The organism is Alistipes sp. cv1 (assembly GCF_900240235.1).
In the GTDB taxonomy this organism is placed as follows: Bacteria; Bacteroidota; Bacteroidia; order Bacteroidales; family Rikenellaceae; genus Alistipes_A; species Alistipes_A hominis.
Genome location: NZ_OEPW01000003.1, coordinates 22961 through 48101, shown reverse-complemented (window position 1 = coordinate 48101; position 25141 = coordinate 22961). Strand labels below are relative to the sequence as shown.

The following is a 25141-nucleotide window of genomic DNA, read 5'->3' as shown; positions in this document are numbered from 1 at the left end:
ACCCGCAATATTTTAAACCTTCTACAAAGGTAACGGATTCCGGGCATTTTCGCCGGAGAAACGAACGAAAAAATACGGGATTCGCCGAATTAGGCTCATTCAGGCGCAAAAACACCGGAATACGATTCTTGGCATCTGCTTTGTACCTGTCTGTCAACAAATACAATCGAACCAAACTAAATCTGTTTCTATGAAAGTATTCGACTTTTTAAAACCGGTTAGGCTGATCGTGCTGTCAGCCCTAATTTTTTGCTGTTCCCTGGCGGCGTATGCGCAGGGCGACGCAAAACTGTTGACCGGCCGCGTAACGGATACCCAGGGGCAACCCCTGATCGGGGCCAGCGTTCTGATCAAGGGCGACATCAACCGGGGCACGTACGCCGGCGCGGACGGAACCTTCTCCCTCGACGTAAAACCGGGCGACGTCCTGGTATTTTCGTACATCGGGTACAAAGAGCAAGAAATCCCTTACACGGGACAAGCCTCGCTCAACGTGACACTCCAGGACAGCGCCACCGACCTGGACGCCGTGGTAGTCGTAGGATACGGCGTACAGCGCAAGCGAGACGTGACGGGTTCCATCGCGTCGATCAAAGGAAGCGAACTGGCGACGACCGTTGCGGCGGCCAACCCGCTGCAAGGCCTGCAGGGCAAGGTGGCCGGCGTCGAAGTGGTGCAGAACAGCGCGCCGGGCGGCGCGCCGCAAATCCGCGTGCGCGGCGTCAGTTCGTTCACCAACTCCGATCCGTGCTACGTCGTGGACGGTCTGATCATGGACAATATCTCGTTCCTCAACCCGAACGAGGTCGAGTCGATGGAGGTGCTCAAAGACGCTTCGGCAACGGCGATCTACGGTTCGCGCGGCGCCAACGGCGTGATCATCATCACCACCAAACAGGGCCGCAAGAACCAACCCGTGCAACTGACCATGGACGCCAACGTCAGCGTATCGCAGATGGAACGCTACCTCGACTACGCCGACGCAGGGCAATACCTCTACCTGCAGAACCGCAGGGTGATGGCGCAGAACGCCGCCGACGGGACTTCGATCTCCCTGCCCTACACGCAGCAGCAAATCGACGCGGCCGGACGCGGAACGGACTGGCAGCGCGAAATCACGCAACTGGCCGTAACGCAGAACTACAACGTCAACTTGGTGGGCGGCGGCGAAAAAACGACCTACGGCCTCTCTTCGGGTTATTTCAATCAGGAAGGCGTGATGAAAAGCTCCGGGTACGAACGGGCCAACGTCAAGCTGTCGAACACTTACGACCTGACCAAATGGGCGACCATCGGAAGCAATATCTCCTACATCTACGAACGGCGCAACAGCCAGGGATCGAATCTCGCGAGCGCGCTGCGCGCCCTGCCGACGGCTCCGGTGATGGACCCGGACGACCCGTCGAAATTCTTCGGCCCGGTCGACGAGATCGGAAAATCGGGCAATCCGGTAGCCAACCTGTACTACAACAGCGACAACTATACGAACTATTACAAGACGATCGCCAACTTTTTCGTCAAGCTGGAACCGGTCAAGAACCTCGTTTTCCAATCCTCTTATACGCTGAACAATTCCAACTCCGAGGGCAAAAGCTTCCTGCCGAAATACGAAGTCAACGTCGACCAACGGCGTACCGACAACGAACTGAGCGTCAACCAGAGCCGCACGTTCAACTGGTTGAACGAAAATACGCTCTCCTACTCGTTCGAAAAGAACAAACATGCGTTCAGCGCGCTGGTCGGCATCACCTTCCAGAAAACCACCTCGCAAGATCAGAGTCAGAAGATTCTGGGCATGCCCGACGTGGCATGGAAAAACCGCGACCTGTGGTACACCGGGCTCGGACAAGCCTCTACGCTGACCGGAACCACCGGCGGCGCGGTTTTCACCTACCTTTCGTATCTGGCTCGCGTCAATTACAACTATGACAACAAATACCTGATAACCGCCACGGTGCGTACCGACGGATCGTCGCGCTTTCCGGTCAACGGTCGCTACGGAACGTTCCCGGCCGTCGGCGTCGGCTGGGCGATGCACGAAGAGAACTGGCTGAAAAACGTCGGCTGGCTGAACCAGTTGAAACTGCGCTCCAGCTACGGCGTGGTAGGCTCCGACGCCGGTATCCCGAACAATATTCAGACGGCTTACGTGAACCGGGTCAACGGCGTATTCGGCCGCGATCCCGCGAGCGTGACCACTTCGGAAGTGCTCGATATGGTGATCGACTACGGCCTGCACTGGGAAGAGGCGCGGCAGTTCGACCTCGGGCTCGATTTCCGCGCGCTGAACAACCGCCTGACGCTGGAATTCGACTATTATATCAAAACGACGGCCAATATCCTGACCAACATCACGCTGCCGGGCATCAGCGGTTCGACCTACTCGCCGCTGTCGAACATCGCCAAGGCGCGTAACACCGGCATCGAATTCAACATCGGATGGCGCGAAAACCGGGGCGACTTCTCGTACGACCTGTCGCTGATCGGGACGACGCTGAAAAACAAGGTCGTTTCGGTGAACCAGAACCTGCCGCCGCTCGAAAACGGCGCGAACGTCACGAAGGTCGGCTACCCGATCGGCGGTTTCTGGGGCTACGAGGTGCTCGGCATCTACCAGAACAAGCAGATCATCGAAGAGACCGCGTCGATCGACGGCGCGACGCCCGGCGACCTGTGGTACAAGGATCAAAACGGCGACGGCGTGATCGACAAGGACGACCGTATCTACATGGGCAGCTACCTGCCGAAAGTGACTCTCGGGCTGAACATGCGCTTCGCCTACAAGGGCGTCGACCTCGAAATGGATCTCTATTCGAGCCTCGGGAACAAAATTTACAGCACCCGCCGTCAGACGCTCGGCGTCTCGCCGTACAACGTGACGACCGACTACCTGCACTCGTGGGTCGGCGAAGGATCGACCAACAAGACCACGCGCGTACTGCTCGACGGCCCCGGGACGAACAACCAATACAGCCAGTATTACGTAGAAAACGGCAGCTATTTCAAGATCCGGAACCTGACCCTCGGTTACACGTTCCCGCAGCGGATCTCGTCCAAAATGAAGATGCGCAACCTAAGAGTCTACTTCTCAGTGCACAACCTGTGGACGGCGACCAATGCAACCTCGTACTCGCCTGAAATATCGGGTCCGCCCAACGGTGCCGGTATCGACAGTTTCGACGGCACTTATCCGCCTTCGCGCATGTATTCGTTCGGTATCAGCATCGGTATTTAACCTCTTAAAAACAGGAAACAATGAAAAGGATTACCATCTATTTATCCATACTGGCCGCAGGGCTGAGCCTGAGTTCCTGCGACGGCTTCCTCGACCAACCGGCGCAGGGGCAGATGACCGAAGGCGACTTTCTCGGCAACAGCAATTCCGCTGCGAGCCTGACCAACAGCATCTATGCGACCTACCGCGAAGGAAGCACCTACGAAACGACCGGTTCGTGGATCGGCGACCTGTGCTCGGACAACGCGCTGCGCGGCAGTTCGATGTCCGACGGCGGCGGCACGATCTACAACAACGGCACCAACCAGTTCCAGAACCTGTCCGGACTCACCGGAAGTTCCGCCTTTCTGAACTGGCTGTGGCTGAACGCCTATACCGGCATCGGCCGGGCCAACACCGCGCTGAGAACCATCGACACGTTCGAAGGGCTCGCCCCACGACAAAAAGAGATCCTGCAGGGCGAAGCCTGCTTCAATCGCGCATGGTTCTACTTCGTCGTGCTGAAACTATGGGGTAAAGGCCCGATCGTTCCGCTCGAAACGCTCTCCGGCGCCGAACAGGCCGCTCTGAAAATTTCCGACCGCACGGCGCTGTACGACACCATCGTAGCCGATCTGCAAATCGCGCTGAAAATGCCCGACAAAGCCGAATCCGCCAAATGGTATCCGACCTCGTGGTACGGCCGCGCCCACAAGGGCTCGGCTCAGGGACTGCTGGCCAAAGTGCTGCTGTACCGCGCCGCCGACGATCCGGCCAACGCCATGCAATATTATCAACAGATCGTACAGATAGTCAAAGACATGGAATCTTCGACCGACGGATACGACCTGATCGCCGTCGATAACATCTTTACGAAAGCGGGCGAATACAGCGTCGAATCGGTATTCGAAATCGGGGCGGCCAGCTTCACGACCTCCGACGGAGCATACCAGGGCTGGCAGTTGCTCGGCACCCGCGGCGAACCGAACTGGGGTTGGGGATACATCGCGCCGTCGCTGAACCTCGTACAATCGTACGAACCGGGCGACAAACGCAAAGACAACGACATCATCTATGGCAAAACGACCATATACAGCGGCATGGTACAGACCCAAAGCGTGATCGACGGCACGACAATCATCGGCGCCTACAGCGAAAGCGACCCGAACTCGGTCAGCAACGGCTACCCGAACCGCTTCTGCCGCAAAGGCTACCAGCCGCGGCCGGTCGTAGGGGGTAACGAAAACTACGGCGGCAACATCCGAATGATGCGCTGGGCCGAAGTGCTGCTGATCGGCGCCGAAGCGGCCGTCCGTACCGGCGACGCGAAAGCGTCGACCTGGTACAACGCCGTCCGCACCCGCGCGGGACTCGCCTCGAAAGAGCCGACGCTCGAAAACATTTGGGAAGAGAAGCGGATCGAACTGTCGATGGAACGCGACCGTTACTTCGACCTGGTACGGATCGACAAGATGCAACCGGGCTATTTCGCCGCGAAGGTATGGGCCAAAATCCAGTCCGAACAACAGGGCCTCGAAGAGATGAAAGCGCAAGGCTTGGCCCCGGCATCGACCACGCTGCCGCTGCCGCCGGCTTCGCCCGTAGTCGTTCCGAAAAATTACGTAATGCCGGTGCCGAACGAACAGATCCTGCTGATGAACAACCTCAAACAGAATGACGGCTATTAATCGGACATCGATGAAAAAAACGGGACTCCTGCTGTCGTTGCTGACGCTGCTGTGGTACTGCGGCGCGGCGCAGACTCCGGTGCAGACCGACTTGCGCAGTTTCCTTCCGGCCGTCGGCCGGATCGAGGCCGCGGGGTACGACTCGCACGTGGAACTGCGCTGGCCGGCGGTATCCGGCGCGGAAAGCTACGCGGTATACCTGCTGCGCGACGGCAAAAAGTCGCTGCGCGGAGAGACCCCGAACCTCTATTACCTCGACTTCGTCGCCGGACTCGGCCGCAACGCAGTCTATACGTACCGTGTGGCGGCGCTCGGCGCCGACGGAAAACAGCTTTCGGAAACCCCGCAGGTTTCGGCCGCGATCTCGGACTTTTCGGACGAACAGCTCCAACAAATGGTGCAGCGTTACACGTTCCGCTATTTCTGGGATTTCGCCGATCCGCTGACCGGCCTCGCCTACGAACGTTCGAACGACAAACGGGCGGACTGCATCACCACCGGCGGCTCCGGTTTCGGCGTCATGGGGATCGTAGCGGGCGTACGCAACGGGTTCGTAACACGTCCGGAGGCAGTCGCACGGCTTACGAAAATCGTCGGGGCGCTCGAAAAACTGCCGCGTTTCCACGGCGCATGGGCGCACTGGTATAACACACGCACCGGACAGCCGTACCATTTCAGCGAAAAGGACAACGGCGGCGACCTGGTCGAAACGGCGTTTCTCGTACAGGGATTGCTGGCCGCACAAGGCTATTTCGACGGCAACGACGCCGCAGAGAAAGCGTTGCGCGACCGGATCGAACAACTGTGGCGCGAGGTGGAATGGAGCCATTATACGCAGGGACAGAACGCCCTGTACTGGCATTGGTCGCCGGACTACGGCTTCGCAATGAACCATCCGATCAAAGGGTACGACGAAACGTTCGTCACCTACATCCTTGCAGCCGCATCGCCGACCTTTCCGATCGACAAGAAGGTCTACGACGACTGCTGGGTCAACCGCAAGGAGGGCGAGTTCTTCTGCGCGACCGATTTCTACGGCATCATGCTGCCGCTCGGCAAACGGGCGCAGATGGGCGGGCCGCTGTTCTGGGTGCACTACTCGTACACGGGACTCGACCCGCGCGGGCTGGCCGACCGGTTTGCAAACTACTGGGAACAGAACCGCCGCTATACGCTGGTCGACCGCGCCTACTGCATCGACAACCCGTACCGTTGGGTGGGATACGGCCCCGATTTCTGGGGCCTGACCGCATGCGACGCGCTGCCGGAAGGCTACCGGGCGCACACGCCCGGCGTCGGCGAGGACTTCGGGACGATCGCACCTACCGCCGCCTTGTCGTCGATGCCGTACACGCCCGAAGAGTCGATGGCCGTCCTCAAAAACCTCTACCGCAACCTCGGGTCCGTCGCGTTCGGAATCATGGGATTCTACGACGCGGTGAATCTGAGCCTCGGCGAACCCCGTTCGACGGAAAGCTACATCGCCATCGACCAGGGTCCGATCCTGGTGATGATCGAAAACCACCGCAACGCGACCGTTTGGAACGCCTTTATGAAAAAGAACGACATCCGGCGCGGACTCGACCGGCTCGGCTTTACGATCAACCACAAAACCATCGAATACACAAAATGAAACTTATGACCAACCTGAAAAATATCCTGTTTACCGCCTGCGCGGCGCTGCTGACGCAGGGCTGTCACATGACTGCCGATCGCGGCATATCGACCGACGGAGCGCGGCATTTCTTCGCCGACCGGCAGATCGACCGCCGGGTCGATTCGGTGATGCGCCTGATGACGCTCGACGAGAAGATCGGTCAGCTCGTACTCTATTCGAGCCATTTCACCACGACCGGCCCGACACTGCCCAAGAACGTCGAAGAGGCGATCCGCAACGGCACCTGCGGCAATATTTTCAACGCGCACGTTCCCGAATACAACCGGGAACTGCAACGGGTTGCCGTCGAGGAAACGCGGATGCACATTCCGCTGCTGTTCGGCTACGACGTGATCCACGGCATGAAAACGATCTTCCCGATCAACCTCGGCATGTCGTGCTCGTGGGATCTGCAAGGTATCGAAAACTCGGCCCGCGTAGCGGCGCGCGAGGCGATCGCATCGGGGCTGAACTGGACGTTCTCGCCGATGGTGGACATCACCCGCGATCCGCGCTGGGGACGCGTTTCGGAAGGATCGGGCGAAGACACCTACCTCGGATCGTTGATCGCGATCGCGATGGTACAGGGCTACCAGGGAACGACTCCCGAGGCGCTCGCCTCCGACACGACGATCCTGGCCTGCGTAAAACATTTCGCCGCCTACGGAGCTCCGGAAGCGGGGCGCGATTACAATACGGTGGATCTCACCGACCGCACGCTGCGCGAAACCTACCTGCCTCCGTATAAGGCGGCCGTAGACGCAGGCGTAGGAACGGTGATGGCCGCATTCAACGATATCGACGCCGTGCCGGCCCACGCCAGCCAATACCTGATGCAGCAGATCCTGCGCAAAGAGTGGGGATTCAACGGTTTCGTGGTGTCGGACTTCACCGGGATCAACGAACTGGTTCCGCACGGCGTAGCGGCCGACAGCTCGCTGGCCGGCCAACTGGCGATCGAGGCCGGGATCAACATGGATCTGCAGGGCGACGTTTACCACCGTTTCCTGAAATGGCTCGTCGAAACGGGCATGGTTCCGCAGAAACAGGTCGACATCATGTGCGCCGAAGTGCTGCGCGTGAAATTCGCGCTCGGTCTTTTCGACGATCCGTACAAATACCACGACCTGCAAGCAGCCGAAAAAGAATTTTACAAACCGGCGAACCTCGCAGCGGCCCGCGACATGGCCTGCAAGTCGATGGTGCTGCTGAAGAACGACAAGGAAGCGCTGCCGATCGCCGCAGGGAAAAAGATCGCGTTGATCGGACCGTTCGCCGACGCCCGGCTCGACCTGCTCGGATCGTGGTACGGACAGGGACAAGCCGACAAGGTCGTTTCGATTCTTACCGGACTTAAAGAGCGTTTCGGGGCCGACAAGGTGATTTATACGAAAGGTTCCGAACCCGATAAGGACGACCGCAGCGGATTCGCCGCCGCGCTCAATGCCGCCCGTTCGGCCGATAAAGTCGTAATGGCGGTGGGCCATCCGGGCTTCTGGAGCGGCGAGGCGACGAGCCTGACTTCCATTCGGATCCCGGCTATCCAGCAGGAATTGATCCGGGAAGTCGCCCAAAGCGGCAAACCGCTGATCCTCGTCCTGCTGAACGGACGTCCGCTCGACCTGTCGTGGGAAAGCACCGTAGCCGACGCGATCGTCGAAGCGTGGTATCCGGGTACCGAAGGGGGACATGCCGTAGCCGACGTGCTGTCGGGCGACTTCAATCCCTGCGGCAAACTGACGATGACCTTCCCGCGCAACCTCGGTCAGGTGCCGATCCATTACGACGCGAAAAATACCGGCCGGCCGTACACGCCGGGACAGGGCGAACAACACTACGTTTCGCGCTACCTGAACGAACCGACCGCCACGCCGCTGTATCCGTTCGGCTACGGCCTCAGCTACACGACGTTCGAATACTCCGACCTGAAGGTCGCTCCGGAAAAGACCGACATGAAACAGCCCGTAGCCGTAACCGTTACGGTCAAGAACACCGGCAAGGTACGCGGCACGGAGGTCGTACAGCTCTACGTGCGCGACCTGGTAGCCAGCGTAACCCGTCCGACGCGGCAGTTGAAAGGGTTCGAACGGGTAACGCTGGAGCCGGGCGAAAGCCGCGAAGTCAGCTTCACGATTACGTCCGACGCGGTCGGCTTTTACCGGCAGGACATGAGCTTCGGCTACGAGCCCGGCGACTTCAAAGTATGGGCCGGCGGCAGCTCGGACGCCGCGCTCGAGGGTTCCTTCGAAATCACGAAATAAGCAAACAATCCACTCCTATTTAAAATGAATATTATGAAAACATTCAGACTACTTGCGATCTGCGCGCTGGTTCTGGCGGCCGGCTGCGGCAAAGACCCCAAAATAGACAAGGTTTACAATACGGTCTATATCAACTCGGCCGCAAGCTCGTTCCAGGGCAGCTTGACACAAGGTCAGGCGGTCGCACAGGGCACCAAAATCACGCTGGCCTATACCAACGGTCTCGGTAAGAGCGCCCAAGTGCTGCTGCCGGAGGTCAACGGACTGTACTGCGATCCGATCGACGTGCGGCTGGCTTCGCCGACCTCTTCGGACAACGGGAACGGAACCGTCGAGATCCCCGTCTCGGGAACCCCGACTGCATCGGGCAGCATGAACCTGCGGCCGGTGATCCGCGTCGGCGAATACGAAGTGTTCATCTCGATCCCCGCGACCGTAACGCCGGCCATTGCGCTCGACGCCGCGGCAAGCGTCGTTACCGGCACGTTCCGCATCGGACAGGCCATCGCCAACGGCAACATCGCGCTGCACTATACGTCGTATGCGAACCAGGAAGTAACCGTTTCGGCAGACGAGGTATCCGGTATTTCAATCGCGGAGTTCACCGCATCGCTACCGGCTGCGCCTTCGGGCGGCACGCTCGACGTCCCGGTAACAGGAACGCCGTCCGACTACGGAACGAAGACCCTGAAAATAACTATGACGCAGGGAGATAACACCTATACGGCGGACATTCCGGTCGAAATCGCGGGCGATATCGCACTCGACGCCGCCGGCAGTACCGTAACCGGCACCCTGTCGAAAGGCGTCGAACTCTCCGACGTCAAAATCGCGCTGCATTACACGGCCGCCGAAGAGCAGCAGGCGACGATCAGCATCGACCTGACCAACGGCATCAGTTGCAGCGCATTCGACGCGACGCTGCCGGCTGCCGAAGACGGAACGGTGGACGTGCCGTTGTCCGGAACTCCGGTTTCGGACGGTGTAACGAACCTCGTGGTCATCGTTAAGATCGGCTCGACGAATTACACCGCGACCATTCCGGTCACCGTCCTGTCCGATGTTCCGGGCATTCCGTTCGAACCGGAGACCTTCACTTACCAGGGACTCGAATACACCACCATCTTCATCGACGTCAACGGTAACGGCTACGTCGATCCGGGCGACGTCTGGCTCGACCGCAACATCGGAGCCGCTTCGGCCGATCCGGGCGCTTACGGCGCCGACGGCATCAACGCCGCTTCGATCGGCCAGATGTTGCAATACGGCAAGCCGTACGGAGCCACCGCATTCGACGCTTCCTACCAGATCGATTACGACGCTATCGGCGAATGGACGGTCTGCCCGGAAGGGTACGCCGTACCGACACTGGATCAGTTCAACGCCGCCATCGCGAAAGTAACCGGAGGAACGATCAGCGGCAACGGGGTTTCGGGCAACGCAGGCATCACGCTGACGCTGATGAACTCCGTGATGAAGCTGCCGATTGGCGGTTGGCTGACCAACGGCGACACGCAGCCGCAGGCTTACGGCGAAGCGGCCGCTTACTGGACGTCGAGCAAGGGCAGCAACACCGCCCCGTGGAAAGTCGATATCAACAACAGTTCGGCGTCGAATACCGGAGCCAACTGGGCCGATGCGGCCTGGCAATTGCCGGTACGCTGCATCAAGAAATAAGCCTTACCGGAAAAATACAGCGAAGAGGGATGGCCCGCAAGGATCGTCTCTCTTCGTTTCAACCGCTAAAAAACACTGAAAAATGAATATTTTGCAAAAAACGGGGGTCGTCCTGTCGCTGCTGCTGGCCGCAGCCTGCTCGAAAGACGATTCGGAAGGATTTATCCCGCCCCCCACTCCGCCCGACATGGACGAAACGCTGCTGAACGATCTCCAGCGCACGCATTTCAACTTCTTCTGGAAACTGACCAACACGGCGAACGGACTGGTTCCCGACCGGGCCAGCGCGACGAACAACGAAGCGATGAGCAGCATCGCCGCCACCGGATTCGGCCTGACGGCCTACATCGTCGGCGTCGAACGCGGCTTCGTCACGCGCGACGAAGCGGCCCAACGGACGGTCGTCACGCTACGGACGTTCAACGATGCGCCGAAAGGCACCGACCCGGTATTTTCGGCCGGATACAAGGGATTCTTCTATCATTTTCTGAACCGGAACACCAGTCTCCGGGAAGGACAGAACGAACTCTCGACGATCGACACCGGACTGCTGATGGCCGGTATCCTGTCCGCCCAGACCTATTACGACCGGGACAATGCCGTAGAAAACGAAATCCGGCGGTTGGCCGACGAACTGTACCGCGCAGTGGACTGGAAATGGGCGATGAACGAGGGCGAACTGATGAGTCTCGGCTGGACTCCCGAATCCGGCTTCCAACCGTACACCTGGCAGGGTTACAACGAAGCCATGATCCTCTACATCCTCGCAATCGGCTCGCCCGAGACCGACAAAAAACTCGACGGCAGCGTATGGAACCGCTGGACGGCTACCTACAATTACAGCAGTTTCCAGAACTACGAGATGGTGAACTTCTCGCCGCTGTTCGGGCACCAGTATTCGCACATGTGGATCGATTTCGCAGGGATCAAGGACGCCTTCATGCGCTCCAAACCGGGTCTCGATTATTTCGAAAATTCCCGGCGAGCCACGCTGGCCAACCGTAGCTACTGCATCGAAAATCCGAGTAAATACGTCGGATACGGCGCCGATATCTGGGGACTCACCGCCTGCGACGGGCCGGGAGCCGGCACCTACGGCAAATGGGCGTACCACGCCCGCGGAGCTTCGGCCGCCGGCATCGCCGACGACGGCACGATCGCCCCGACGGCAGCCGGCGGATCGTTCCCGTTTACTCCGACGGAATCCTACGCCGCGCTGAAAGCGATGAAAAGCTACAAAAACGGGGCGCTCTACACCGACTACGGCTTTCTCGACTCGTTCAATCCGAGTGAAGATTGGATCGACGGATGGTGGCTCGGCATCGATCAGGGCCCGATCCTGGTCATGCTCGAAAACTACCGCACGCAACTGATCTGGAAACTGATGAAAAAGAACGCCTACATCGTAAACGGATTGAAAGGAGCCGGATTCACCGGCGGATGGTTGAACTGACGGCACGATCTCCCGCCGGGAAACGGTGCCCGTTTCCGTTCTCAAAAAATATCCGGGCCGATGGGCCCGGATATTTTTAACGGCATTCCGCCTACATCCGCCGGTACTGGGTCGGAGAGACTCCGGTATGCTGCTTGAAATATTTGCCGAAAAAAGACTGGTTCGCGAAATTCAGCGCTTCGGACACTTGCAGGATCGTCAAAGTGGTCGATTTCAGCAAGGCCTTGGCTTCGAGAATCACATAATCGTCGATCCACGCGCCGGCCGATTTTCCGGTAAGTCCCTTAACCACGTTCGACAGATGCTTTGGCGTCAGACAAAGTTTGTCGGCATAAAAGGTCACACTACGCTGGGCTTTATAATGATCCCGGACCAGATGAATGAACTGTTCGAACACTTCGTCCCGACGCGTTTTCACCTGCCGTCCGACGGCGGGAGCATGACGGTTCATGATATTGCCCAATTCGTAAAAAAGAGCATGGAACAGGCTCTTGGCGATCTCGCGACGGAAACAGTTGTCTCGCATGTTGACTCTCTGGCGCAAGAACGAACAGTATTCCAGAACGGAAACCACCTCTTCGGGTTTCAGCGGAATCCGGGGATCTTCTTTGATCCGCAACAGGGTCGGCAGGAACTGCCGGTAAGACAGGATCGCTTCCTGGGCGAACTTGATCGAAACGGCGAACACGCAACACAAAAAATCGTCGCTCCGCTGGTGTTGCTGGACGATCTGGTCGGCCAGGACAATCACCATGTCGTTCGCTCCGAACGTATACTCTTTCAGGTCGATGCTCATCCGCGTAGTTCCCCGGAGGCAAATCGCCATCATTCCCATTTCGAGCCGGCTCGGATAATCGAGCACCGGCAGGTCGCTGGAATTTTCAAAAATGGCGAAATCGTTCTTGATCGATGTGATAAGATCGATTTCGGTCTCCAGTATCGACATATTGACTTTCTTTACACCCTCTTCTTTCATACCGCGCCTTCATTTATATTTTGCAAAATTATAATTATATTCCGTACGCCTGTTCGAAAACGACTTTCAGAACAATTATTCGGCGAAAACGAACTTTTCAAACCGGGCCGTTTATCCACATTTGCAAAATGTTTTATACGCATTTTTTTTACTGACAGGCATATAATGCAGCCGACACGATTACAAACGCCGTATTACCGCATCCGGAGCGGTGTAAAAAAGGATAATTTCATGCAGGAAAAGACTCCAGACAAGCCTATTTCACGGTACCGGCAATTCTCACAATACGGCACCGCCTTTGCCCATATCAGGCGCAACGATCCCGAAAACGCTTCCGGACAGGAATATATCGCCGGCAAATCCGCAACCGAAACGACATGACCAATAAACTCCTGGCGCTGCTGCTGCCCGCCGCGCTGACGATCGCGCAGATCGCCGAAGCCAAGAAACCGCGGCAAATACCCGATTGGTACCCCGACAAAGACAGCCTTTACCGGGCTGTGGAATCGATCCCGCCGTTCGGCATCTACAAAGACAACTACATCGTCACCGGAACCAGTTTTTCGGGAGGCCGCGTCACGAAAGACAATTCGGACGCCAAATTCCAGATCAGCCTGCGGCACCGGCTGATCAAAAGCATCCTCCCGCTGCACACCTACCTGTTTCTGACCTATACGCAAAAATCGTTCTGGGAGATCTACAAGGATTCGAAACCGTTTTACGAAAACAATTATAACCCGACGCTCGGTTTCGGGATGCCGATCACCCGGGGCGACAAAGTGGTCGGAGTAGGTTTCCTACAGTTCGAACACGAATCGAACGGGCGCGACAGCATTTGGTCGCGCAGCTGGAACCGAATCACCCTTCAGGCGATTTACGAGATCGATCCGCATTTCACGGTACAGGCCAAATTCTGGATCCCGTTCGCGCTGTCGGACAATCCGCACATCGTCCGCTACGCCGGCTACGGACAGGTCGCCGGAACCTACAAGACCCGTAACGAGCGGTTCCGCTTTTCGATGCTCGTCGTTAAACGGGGCGGCTGGAATCTGAATGCGAATTTCCAGATGGACGCCGCTTTCCGGCTGTCGAAAATCAGCAACCAGTATATCTACCTGCAATACTACAACGGCTACGCCGAAAGCATGATCGATTACGACCGGTTTCACAGCTACCTGCGCATCGGGTTCGCCATCAAACCGAAACATTTTTCGATCTTCTGACCTTTCGATCCCGCGGCGGGGCGGACGCAACGAATCGTCCCGCGAAAATTACTCCGCGGCGGACGAGAGCGCGTCCACCTGCTTCAGCGCATAATTCGGCCCCGGTTTCAGACGCGCCTGGTGCCGGTTCAGCAAAACCAGACTGTCAGGGTAATAGAGGAAGTTAATCTGTTCGAGGGTCGTATCCCCGAAATTAAGCTGGTACACGGTCGCATCGGGATTTTCGGCCGAACCGCGCAACGTTCCCCACCGTCCTATCATCCGGAACTTCTTATCCTTTCCCTTATCAGCCTTCGGATAAATCATCGTCAGATCGTACGAACCGTCGCCGCTGAACTCTTCGTTTTTAAGTTCCAGCTCGTAATTGATCGGAGTGCCGTCGGCCGTAGGCAGCGTGCCTTCGTAATAGCGCACCTGCATTCCCGAATCCGCGGCAATTGTCGCCGTATCCTGCCCGGCGGCGGCCTGCCTACCCGTCTGGCCGCCGCATGCTGCAACCAGTACGGAGATTCCTAAAATCAATCCTGTTTTCATGCTGTCTCTGTTTTAGTTTATTTCTCGAAAGACGGAACGGCCTCGACCGGCGTCTGTCCGTCCAGCACATATTTCCGCGCTCGAATCAACTCTGGCAGCGCCTGCGGATCGGCGGACAATACCTGGCAGACGTTGTCCATAAAATTGTTCGAACTGCGGATATTCTCGGTAAAATCTCCGAGACGCAAGTAATTCAACGTACTGTTGTTGACCGATATGCGGCGACACTTCCGATTGGCGTCGGCTCCCTGCAAACGGATGTTGCAAACGCCCGAAGTCAGCCCCGTAATGTTGACCAGGTCGACGTCCCCGTCGAAGATAAAATCCCCGTTGATCACGAACATGCCGGAAAACAGGAAATTATACCCCACTCCGAACCGGAAGTCGGGATTCAGGTGTCCGACCCCCTGGTCGGAAAACTTGACTGCGAAACCGTCGCTCTGGTTGGCTTCCTGCATCGACACGTTGATCGCATTGCCCCACTCCAGATCATGCACCCGGTATTCGGCCGGCTGGCGGAATGTCACGTAGTAAACGCTGCCGGCAGCCGGTCGGTCGCCGCCTTTCCAGACGATCCGCGAGGCCGCGTCGCAGTCGCCGCCCTCGACCCGTACCACGTCGAAATCTTTGCCCGCAACCCACTCCCGGCCGCCGACGGCCGGTTCGCTGCCGATCCGCACCACTTCGGCATAACGCGGCAGTCCGTACCACTCGGTACGCTGCGCCGGATTCGGATCGTCGACGACCGAGTGGCCGTGCAACGTCAGCCAGTCCCAATCGCGCCCCGGCCGTCTGACCACTTCGGCTTCCGGATACGGATTCAGCCGGTCGCCGAACTTGCCGCGCGGACCGGCGAAGATTCCGCTGGTAAACGAACAGGAACTGTTGTGGATCGACGGAGCCTGCCCGCCTACCCAATCGAAGAACACCCCGTCGCGGAACACGGCCGGATTACCCATACAATAGATCGACTCGAACTGGTACTCGCCTTGTCCGCAATGGTTGCCGTTATCGAGCCGGATCCCGGTGCGGGCGTCCAGTCGATTAACGTCCGATACCCGCACATGACCGCCGGAACCTATGATATCGATCCCTACCTCAAAAAACTTATCGGAAAGGATACCCGAGCCGAGCTGCTCCCCGACGTTAACCCGCGAAACGATCACGTGGTCCAGCAAAAAGTCTGCGCCGCGGCCGGTCGTTTCGATGATTCCGACATTGTTATCGGGATGATAAGCAATGTGGGCGATCTGGATCGCGGCGGTTCCGGCGATCGTCTTCGACGGCGTCTGCCGGTCGAGCGCTACGGTCATCCCGTCGATCACGCACCCTTTATGCCGGATGCGGATCGTCGCGGCGGGAACCCGCTTCAGATCCTCGCGGCAGACAAAGCCGAAATCCCGGCGCGCATCGGTCTGGAAAATACGGGTCGTCCCCGCGCCCTCTCCGCGAAATACCTGTCCGGTCGCCGTAGACTCGATCGTTCCGCGATTCGGCGCCGCCGAACCGGCGAAATAGTAATCTCCGCCCGGAAAAAACAGCGTCGCCCCCTGCGGGGCCCGCTGCATAATGGCTGCAATGCGTTTGGTATTGGACTGCGCCGCGCCGCGGTCGTTTTTGACCAGCGGTTCGACAACATACTGCGGATCGACGCGATCCACATAAATCATCTGTCCCGCAGCGAAACACGGGAAACAAAACGACAAGAGAACACCGGTTCGGAGCGCTCTGAATAAATTGGTCATAGCTATATCGGGTTTTAGTCGGTATGCATTAAACGGAAAGCCCCTTGCGCAACAGCACTTGCAGGTGGGCCGGGGAGATATCTCGGCTGATGTGTCCTTTGCGGGCGATGGAGATCGTTCCGCGCTCTTCGGATACGACGATCACCAGCGCATCGGTTATCTCGGAAGCGCCGAGCGCCGCGCGGTGGCGCATCCCGAACTCCATGGGAACCTCGCGCTCGGTGGACGGCAATACGCACCGCGCCGCCGCGATCCGATCGTCGGCGATCACCATCGCCCCGTCGTGCAACGGCGAATTCTTGAAAAAGATATTTTTGATCAGCGAGGCGGAAATCAGCGCATCGATACGCTCTCCCTGCTCGATAAAAGGCAACAGGTTCACTTTACGGGCAATCACGATCAACGCGCCGGTCTTGGTCTTCGCCATATCGGCGCAGGCTCCGACCACCGTATCGATCCATTCCTGCCCAACGACCTTCACTTTCCGTCCGCGCGGACGGAACAACCGGGCCATAAACGACACCCGTCGGTTCGTATACTGCGTGCCGAGCAGGATCAAAAAACGCCGGATCTCCTGCTGGAACACGATAATCAGCGCGATTACCCCCACGCCGATGATCTGCCCGAGTATCATACTGAGCAGTTCCATATTCAACACGCGGGTCACGATCCACAGCAGGTAGATAATCAGGATGCCGACAACGATGCGCAACGCATTCGTCCCCCGTGTCAGCCGATACACCTGAAACATAATCAGCGCCACCACGAAGATATCGATAATATCGACCAGCGTAATATCCAGAAATCCGAAGCCCATAGCAGAAACAAAGGTAATAAAAGAATGACAAAACGGCAACTGTTTTCACAGCCGCCGTTTTATCATGCTCCAAAAGATCTGCGCACGCTTACTTCGCAGCAGGCTCTTTGCGGCGAATCAGGTCGTATGCGATCGGGGTCGCGGTGAATACCGTCGAGTAAGTACTGATCAGCACGCCGAACAGCAGCGCGAAGACGAACCCGCGGATCACTTCGCCGCCGAACAGGAAGATGGCCAGCAACACGACCAGCGTCGTACCGGAAGTATTGATCGTGCGGGTCAGCGTCGAGTTGATCGCATTATTGATGTTGTCCTTGATGTTGCGTTTCGGATAGAGCGTCTGGTACTCGCGGATACGGTCGAAAATCACCACCTTGTCGTTGATCGAGTAACCGATGATCGTCAGGATCGCGGCGATGAACGACTGGTCGACTTCGAGGTTGAACGGCAGCAAGCCGTGCAGCAACGAGAACAGACCGATCGTGAACAGGGCGTCCAGGGTCAGCGAAATCACGCTGCCGACACCCCACTGCCAGCGTTTGAACCGGATAATAATATAAAGCGCGATAGCGACCAGACTGAACAGCACGGCGATAACCGAATCGACCTTGATGTCGTGCGCCACGCTCGGCCCCACTTTGTCGGAACTGATGATCCCGTACGGATTCTGCGCCGTCGTCAGGAATTCGGCTTCGGTAAGCTGCGCGGTCATCAGCGGCGAGAGCGCCTTGTACAACATGTCTTCGATTTCGGCGGTCACGTTGTCCCCCTCGTCGTCGTATTTATACTGCGTAACGATACGCATCTGGTTGTCCTGACCGAACTGTTTCACTTCGTAACCGGTGCCCGTGAAGACATCGCCCAGCGCTTCACGCACTTCGTTCGCGGTGACCGGCTGGTCGAAACGCACCACGAAAGCGCGGCCGCCGGAGAAATCCACGCCGTAACTCATCCCGCGCACGCCCAGCGAAACGAGCGTTATCAACAGCATGATACCCGAAATGACATAAGTGATCTTGCGCTTGTCGATAAAGTTGAACTTGGTGTTGGCCAGGAAATTTTCGGTGAATTTGTTCGAGAAGGTAATCTTGCGTTCGCGGTTCAGCATACCCACGAAAATCAACCGGGTGATCAGGATCGCGGTGAACAGCGAAGTGATGATACCGATGATCAGCGTCGTGGCGAATCCCTGCACCGGGCCGGTGCCGAAGATGAACAGCACGATACCGGTAATCAGCGTAGTAACGTTACCGTCGATAATGGCGGACATGGCATTCTTGTACCCCTCGGCCACGGACATGGCGAGCGTCTTGCCCATGCGGAGTTCCTCCTTGATACGCTCGTAAATAATCACGTTGGCGTCCACCGCCATACCCATCGTCAGCACGATACCGGCGATACCGGGCAGCGTCAGCACGGCTCCGAACGAAACCAGCACGCCGAACAGGAAGAACAAATTGCATATCAGCGCGACGCTTGCCACCCAACCGGCTCTGTTATAGTAGAAGATCATATAGATCAGCACGAGCACGAATGCCAGGATAAACGACATCATACCGGCGTTGATCGACTCCTGACCGAGCGACGGGCCGACGACGGTATCCTGCGTAATCCGCGCCGGAGCGGGCAGCTTACCCGACTTCAACACATTGGCCAGGTCGCGCGCTTCGTTGATCGTAAATTGTCCGGAAATCGACGACTGTCCGCCGGAAATCTCCCCGTGAACCACGGGAGCCGAATAAACGTAACCGTCGAGCACGATCGCAATGCACCGATCGACGTTGTCGGCCGTCAGACGGGCCCATGTCCGCGCTCCGGAAGCGTTCATCGTCATCGACACTTCGGCGCTCGATCCGTGCTGCGCATATCCTTCGCGCGCCTCGACGACCGATCCGCCGTCCAACGGGGCTTTGCCGTCGCGCGTATTGGCCTTGATAGCATAGAGCGCGAACGTCGTCTCCTGCGGATCGATGGCTTTGACGCCCCACATCAGCTTGATATCGCGGGGCAGCAGCGCTTTCACCTGCGGAAGACTCATATAACGGTTCACGGCGGCCGTATCGAACGACTTGGCCCATCCGATCACCGGCCCCCTGCCGACCTGTCCCTGCTCGTCGGCCACCGGACGCAGCTTCGCGAACAGCGGGAATTTGGAAATCATCGCCTGTTCGTCGGTTTCCACATGAGAAGCATCGGTGCTATCGAGCTGCGAAATCAGCGTCGAATTGCCCGCTGCGGCGGCGCTGTCGGCATTCGCCAGCATCGTGCTGTCCGCAGCGACGGTAGCGGCGACCAGGCTGTCCGCAGCGGCGGCAACAGTCGACGCGCCGCCGGTTTCCGCAACGATTTCGCCCGCATCCTGCAGTTCTTTGATCACGTCATTGGCCTGCACCAGCGCCGGATAGATCTCCTGGTTTTCGTAAGTGGCCCAGAATTCGAGGCTGGCCGTCCCCTGCAACAGTTTGCGGACGCGTTCCGGCTCCTTGACGCCCGGCAGTTCCACCAGTATCCGTCCCGAATTTTCAAGACGCTGGATATTGGGCTGCGTCACGCCGAACTTGTCGATACGGTTGCGAAGCACGTTGAACGAGTTTTCGATCGCGCCTTCGGCCGACGACCGGAGCACTTTGATCACTTCGGCGTTCGTACTGTTCGGGGTGATCTGTTCGCGCAGTTCCGGCGTATTGAAAATATAGCTCAGCCGACCGCCGTTCGAAATCTTTTCGTAGGCTTCGGCAAAAAGCGTGATATAATCCTTCGTACTGTTTTTCTGCTCTTCGCGGGCCTGCGCCAGCGCCTGGTTGAAACCGGGATCCTTGCTGTCGTTCGAAAGCGCCCGGATCACATCCTCGATCGAGATCTCCAGCATGACGTTCATACCGCCGCGCAGGTCGAGACCGAGGTTGATCTCTTTCTCCTTGCACTGCTTGTAATTGAACTTTATGAACCCGAGGTTGTAGACAGTCTGCGATTTGATCGAATCCAAATAATTTTGCTCCTTGACCGCGTCTCCGGCAGCGTACTGGGCCGCCTTGTTCTCCACGTGCCGCGTAACAAAAGTAAATGAGAGTTGATACGCACAGGCGACCGCGAGCGCGATAGCCAAAAATTTCAGTGCACCTTTATTCTGCATTTGTTCAAAAGTTTTATATATTTTCGTTTTTACTGACCCGCTGATATTCCCTGCGTTCGGCTATGATAACCGCATTTGGATTGCAAAGCTACATATTTTTTTGCGAAATACAACAAACGGCCGTTTTAAACCGTTAATTTATCCTTTAGTATCTTACGACAGCTGCGCGTCAACGCGATACGGAGCCGCCCGACATACACGGAAACACGTTTCGCCCCGCTCGCAAAACGGCAGGGAGACCGTTTTCGATCTCCCTGCCGCCCGATTTCCGCCACGTTACTGCTGATCCTTCTGCTCGGCGATAATACGCATCGCGCACTCCAGGATCGAAGCATCGTCTAAAGTCACCACTCCCCCGTCAGGACCTTTCTCGAGATGAATGCCCACCGGGCCGCCTTCCTTGAAATGCGTCCCGCCGAAATAATTCCGCACAACGTTAACGTCTATGTTCAATTCATCCGCAATACGCTGCGAACTGCCGCTGGGCAGTTTGTCCTTGATTCGGCGCAGCTCGTTAAATGTAATTACCATAATCCTTAAGGTTTAGTTTAAGTTATGCAAGATCTGTCAATAAATTCCATACAACGATCAATCCAGTTTTAAAGGTATAAAAAATAAAATTCAATTCAAAAGGAATCCCTCCGTTTTTTTCCGATTCACCGCATAACGAATCAACAAACAACATATTAATGTTTTTTTACGCTTTCCGGAACGGTTGTCCCGGCCCCTGTCCGGATTTGCAAAAAACGTTTACGTCTCCCCTTTTTCCGAATTCGTACGGGAAATTTTTCGAAAAACAAAAATTTTCCATAATTTTAGTCCGGAATGATACGTCCGTCCGCACGATCCGGCAGGCGCCGGCAACGCGGCGGGACGAAATCCTTCCCGTTTCCGCCGGACAACCGTTTTCGATATGAACCCAAAACCGACCGTATGCCCAAAAAAATCTCCCCTTTTCGCAGCCTGCTGCTTTGCGCCGCCTTGTCGCTGACCGGACAGGCCCCGGCCCAGCCGGGCCCGACTCCCGGGCTGACTTTCGAACAACCCGGCTCTGCCGAACGGTTTACCGCCGTAAACGGCAGCGTGGCGACCCGAGACGGAGCGTTGGAATACACGTTCCGCAAAGGTTCTTCGCTCAGCTCGCCGCCGCTGGCGGACAGCCGGCACCTGCTCTACAATCCGACGCTCGAAAAACGCAACACGGTACTCCTGCTGATGGAGAACCGGAGTTCCGCGACCCGGCTGCGACTCCGTTTCATCACCGACCGGGACAGCACCTATGACGAAGCGAAATCCAAGATTTTCGAAATCGAACCGAATTCGCCGAAAAAAACCTGCTACCTCAACCTGTCGGACAACCCGCACGCCAAAGGCCGCCTGAAGGGTTTCCGGATCGAACCGCTCGGCGGCAAGGGCATGCTCCGAATCGACCGGATCACGTTCGAGCAGGAGGCCGCGCTCGAACCGCAGGCCGGCCGGATCGACGGCTGCACCGCCACGCCGCATGAGATCGCGGTCACCGGCAGCATCGACCCGAAATACCGCAATCGATACTCCCGAATCGCGATTTACGAAACTTCGATGCTACAACCCGAAGACGATATCGACCGGATGACCGAATTGTACGAAGGCGAACTGACTCCGGAATTCCGCATCGCAGGCATCCCGATGCGCAATGGCGACATGACGCGGCTGAGCAGCCAGTTCCTGGCGGTCGTCAAAGACGACAAAGGCAATTTTCTAAAGATCGGGCCGCGCTTCTACATCGACAACTGGAACGATTTCGAAGAGAATCCCTACGCTTTCGCATTGCCTTCGCTCACGGTTCACGCTACCGACTACGGAGCCAAGGGAGACGGATTCACCGACGATACCGACGCCATCCAGGCGGCGATCGACGACGCTGCCGCGAAGGGGGGCGGACGGGTCGTGCTCGACGGCGACGGCTCGTTTTACGGCAAACGCTATGTCGCGACCAACATCCTGCTGAAAAGCAACATCGAACTGCACATCGCCGAAGGCGCGATCCTTTGGCAGTCGCAGGACGCGCGCGATTACAAGTATAAACCGGCCTACGGGCACGAAGGGTCGATCCCCGGCATCAACTGGACGCACAACATGCACGTTTCGAACCTGCCGCTGCTCCAGGGCAAAAGCATCGAAAACATCAAGATCACCGGCCCCGGCAAGATCCGTTCGATGGATCCCGAATGCCAGGACGAGCGCTACGCCGAGGAAGATTACCAGCGTTACTGCGCCGACCGCATCCACGTCATTCCGATCGGGCTGTGGAACGTGCGCAACATCGAAGTGTCGAACCTCGACATCGTCCGTTCGAACAACTACCACACGGCGTTTTACGCCTGCGAGAACGTCTTCATCGGCAACCTGAAGATGCACGAGGTTCAGTGCGTCAGCGGCGACGGCCTGGGACTCGGCGTCGGAACGCACAACGTCAAGATCGTCCGCGCGTTCCTCGAATCGAACGACGACGGCGTGGTGCTGTGGACCGCTTACGACGACCCGCGCGGCATCCTGTGGTGGTGGGCGCGGCCGGACGCCGACAATTCGATCCGCAATGTAACCGCCTGCCACAGCTACATCAATTCGGGCGGCGGCAAGGCGATCGCCTTCATCCCGTGGGGAACCGACAACCCGGACTGGGGCGACACCGAAATCGACAGCATCACGGTCTACGATTGCGTCCTCAAAGGGGGATATGCGGTCGGCACCTGGCCCGACAATCCCTATTTCGGCAAACAACCGTTCGACAACACCGAGCAGGACGACTACTCGCCGATCAAAAACGTCCGCATCTACCGCAACAGCTACCTCAGTCCTTGCGACTTGCTCTGCATCCGGCCGACCAATTTCATCTCCGACTGCGGCATCCGCAGCAGCGGCACGTTCCAGAACGGAAACTTCGAACACGGCCGCGCCTACTGGACGATGCGGGGCGACGCGGGCGTCCGGGACGGCTGCGGCTACGCCGACGGAGGACGTCTGTACGAAGGGCTTTATCTGACCCGCGGCAGGCACACCTTCACGGCGGAAGTACAGGGCGACGGATCGCTCTACGCCGACAGACTAAGCCTGTTCGAAGAGAGCGTGCCGGTCGCACGAGCGGATTTCAGTTCCGAAACATGGACGCAACGGACGTTGACGGTCGATATTCCCGAAGACGGCACTTACGCCCTGGGAATCGACGGAAACGGCGCGCGGATCCGAAAAGCCGCCGTCGACTGATCTTTCCGAAGGAAATGATTTTTTTGTTTGAAATTTCAGACAACCTGCTTATCTTTACCCCATAAGTCCGTATTTGCAAACCGGATTTACGGCAATAAACCCGAACAAAAAATGAAAAAAAGCGTAAAAGTCATTCTGGCGCTGGCGGTAATCGCTATCGCGCTGACGATCACCTATCATGCGGTGAACCGGATTCCGGCTCCCGAACTGACGGCCGAAATGCGGGTAAAAGCGATCTTCGACGACGGCGGCTGTCTGGACTGCCACAGCGCGACACCGAACCTGCCCTTCTATGCCAGCCTGCCGGTCGCAGGCGATATCGTCAAGAAAGACGTATCCGAGGCGCTCAAACACACCGACCTGACGGAAGCGTACCGGGCGCTTTCGGACGGCAGGCCGGTCGGCGAAGTCACCCTGTCGAAAATCGAAAAATCGGTTGCCGACGGCTCGATGCCGATGGCCAAATACTACCTCGTGCACTGGGGATCGTCGCTTACCGACGCCAAAAAGGAGATCCTGCTCGATTGGGTGAAAAAACACCGGGCGGAACACTATCCGAATAACCTGTCGGCGACCGTTTTCGCCAACGAACCCATCCAACCGATCGCCGATTCGATCCCGGTGGACATCCGCAAAGTCGCACTCGGCGAAATGCTGTACAACGATCCGCGGCTGTCGTCGGACAACACGGTTTCGTGCGCGTCGTGCCATAACCTGCAAACCGGCGGCGTCGACAACAAAGCGTACTCGGAAGGAGTGGGCAAGCAACTCGGCGGCGTCAACGCCCCGACCGTGTTCAATGCCGTCTACAACTTCGTGCAGTTCTGGGACGGCCGGGCGGCGGATCTTGCCGAACAGGCCGGCGGCCCGCCGTTGAACCCGGTCGAAATGGCCAGCGCGTCGTGGGACGAAATCATCGGGAAATTGAAAGCGGACAAAATCTTTACGAACGCTTTCACCGCCGTTTACCCGGAAGGCTACTCGGGCGAAACCATCACGGACGCCATCGCCGAATACGAAAAAACGCTGCTCACGCCCGATTCGCGGTTCGACCTCTACCTGAAAGGCGATTCGACGGCGTTGAGCGCGGAGGAGCTTCACGGATACGAACTTTTCAAAGAGAACCGCTGCGCGACCTGTCACGTCGGCCCGACGCTCGGCGGACAGTCCTACGAACTGATGGGACTCTACGGCGACTACTTCGCCGACCGCGGAACGGAAATGACCGAAGAAGACAACGGCCGCCACAAGCAAACCAAAACGGACTACGACCTGCACCGATTCAAAGTTCCCGGACTGCGGAACGTAGCGTTGACGGCTCCCTACTATCACGACGGGACGCGTCAGACGCTGGACGAGGCGGTCAGCGACATGGCGAAATACCAGGTCGGGAAAACGCTGCCCGAAAGCGACGTGAACGACCTGACCGCATTCCTCGAAACCCTGACCGGAAAGCTCAACGGGCTGCCGCTCACGGACGGCAGCGCCCTGAACTGATCCTTCGACGGAGAAATACC

15 protein-coding genes are annotated in these 25141 nt (G+C 57.6%); 9 read left to right on the top strand and 6 right to left on the bottom strand.

Annotated features, from left to right (window positions below; genetic code table 11):
• Positions 1-190 precede the first annotated feature (190 nt).
• From C1A08_RS06160 to C1A08_RS06135, 6 genes are all read left to right on the top strand, one after another.
• The gene (locus tag C1A08_RS06160; protein ID WP_101572128.1) at positions 191-3235 is read left to right on the top strand and encodes a SusC/RagA family TonB-linked outer membrane protein; all 3045 of its coding nucleotides are present in this window, start codon (positions 191-193) and stop codon (positions 3233-3235) included.
• Positions 3236-3255: 20 nt separating this feature from the next.
• Positions 3256-4902: a RagB/SusD family nutrient uptake outer membrane protein gene (locus C1A08_RS06155; protein WP_055205698.1), complete on the top strand. Its 1647-nt coding sequence runs from the start codon at positions 3256-3258 to the stop codon at positions 4900-4902.
• A gap of 10 nt (positions 4903-4912) precedes the next feature.
• Complete coding sequence (locus tag C1A08_RS06150; RefSeq protein WP_101572126.1) at positions 4913-6535, top strand: glucoamylase family protein; 1623 nt, start codon at positions 4913-4915, stop codon at positions 6533-6535.
• Between the two features lie 5 nt (positions 6536-6540).
• The gene (locus C1A08_RS06145; RefSeq protein ID WP_228385815.1) at positions 6541-8820 is read left to right on the top strand and encodes a glycoside hydrolase family 3 N-terminal domain-containing protein; all 2280 of its coding nucleotides are present in this window, start codon (positions 6541-6543) and stop codon (positions 8818-8820) included.
• A gap of 33 nt (positions 8821-8853) precedes the next feature.
• Entirely contained in the window at positions 8854-10497 is a 1644-nt protein-coding gene (locus C1A08_RS06140; protein ID WP_172970808.1) for a hypothetical protein, read from the top strand.
• 82 nt (positions 10498-10579) lie between these two features.
• Positions 10580-11950 (top strand): glucoamylase family protein, encoded by a 1371-nt coding sequence (locus tag C1A08_RS06135; protein ID WP_216645976.1) that lies wholly within the window; start codon positions 10580-10582, stop codon positions 11948-11950.
• A 91-nt stretch (positions 11951-12041) separates the two neighbouring features.
• On the opposite strand, the gene C1A08_RS06130 is transcribed toward C1A08_RS06135, so the two are convergent.
• On the bottom strand, positions 12042-12926 hold the full coding sequence (locus C1A08_RS06130; RefSeq protein WP_101572120.1) for a helix-turn-helix domain-containing protein: 885 nt from the start codon (positions 12924-12926) through the stop codon (positions 12042-12044).
• Between the two features lie 377 nt (positions 12927-13303).
• Here C1A08_RS06130 and C1A08_RS06120 point away from each other — a divergent pair, with 377 nt between their 5' ends.
• The gene (locus tag C1A08_RS06120) at positions 13304-14149 is read left to right on the top strand and encodes a phospholipase A (RefSeq protein WP_055205795.1); all 846 of its coding nucleotides are present in this window, start codon (positions 13304-13306) and stop codon (positions 14147-14149) included.
• A 48-nt stretch (positions 14150-14197) separates the two neighbouring features.
• Here C1A08_RS06120 and C1A08_RS06115 read toward each other — a convergent pair whose 3' ends face one another.
• From C1A08_RS06115 to C1A08_RS06095, 5 genes are all read right to left on the bottom strand, one after another.
• Complete coding sequence (locus C1A08_RS06115) at positions 14198-14683, bottom strand: copper resistance protein NlpE N-terminal domain-containing protein (RefSeq protein WP_101572116.1); 486 nt, start codon at positions 14681-14683, stop codon at positions 14198-14200.
• Between the two features lie 17 nt (positions 14684-14700).
• Positions 14701-16428, bottom strand: coding sequence for a hypothetical protein (locus tag C1A08_RS06110; protein WP_055205693.1), 1728 nt, complete (start codon positions 16426-16428; stop codon positions 14701-14703).
• Between the two features lie 28 nt (positions 16429-16456).
• Complete coding sequence (cdaA, locus tag C1A08_RS06105) at positions 16457-17245, bottom strand: diadenylate cyclase CdaA (protein ID WP_055205792.1); 789 nt, start codon at positions 17243-17245, stop codon at positions 16457-16459.
• An 88-nt stretch (positions 17246-17333) separates the two neighbouring features.
• Positions 17334-20378 carry a protein translocase subunit SecDF gene (secDF, locus tag C1A08_RS06100; protein WP_101572113.1) on the bottom strand — a complete coding sequence of 1015 codons (3045 nt, stop codon included), beginning with the start codon at positions 20376-20378 and terminating at the stop codon, positions 17334-17336.
• A 276-nt stretch (positions 20379-20654) separates the two neighbouring features.
• Positions 20655-20909, bottom strand: a complete 255-nt coding sequence (locus C1A08_RS06095; protein ID WP_055205691.1) for a hypothetical protein — start codon at positions 20907-20909, stop codon at positions 20655-20657.
• A 402-nt stretch (positions 20910-21311) separates the two neighbouring features.
• Here C1A08_RS06095 and C1A08_RS06090 point away from each other — a divergent pair, with 402 nt between their 5' ends.
• Together C1A08_RS06090 and C1A08_RS06085 are read left to right on the top strand one after the other, a co-directional pair.
• The gene (locus C1A08_RS06090; protein WP_180951532.1) at positions 21312-23624 is read left to right on the top strand and encodes a glycosyl hydrolase family 28-related protein; all 2313 of its coding nucleotides are present in this window, start codon (positions 21312-21314) and stop codon (positions 23622-23624) included.
• 111 nt (positions 23625-23735) lie between these two features.
• A complete protein-coding gene (locus C1A08_RS06085; protein WP_101572108.1) occupies positions 23736-25121 on the top strand; it encodes a cytochrome-c peroxidase in 1386 nt (461 codons plus the stop codon).
• Positions 25122-25141: the final 20 nt, after the last annotated feature.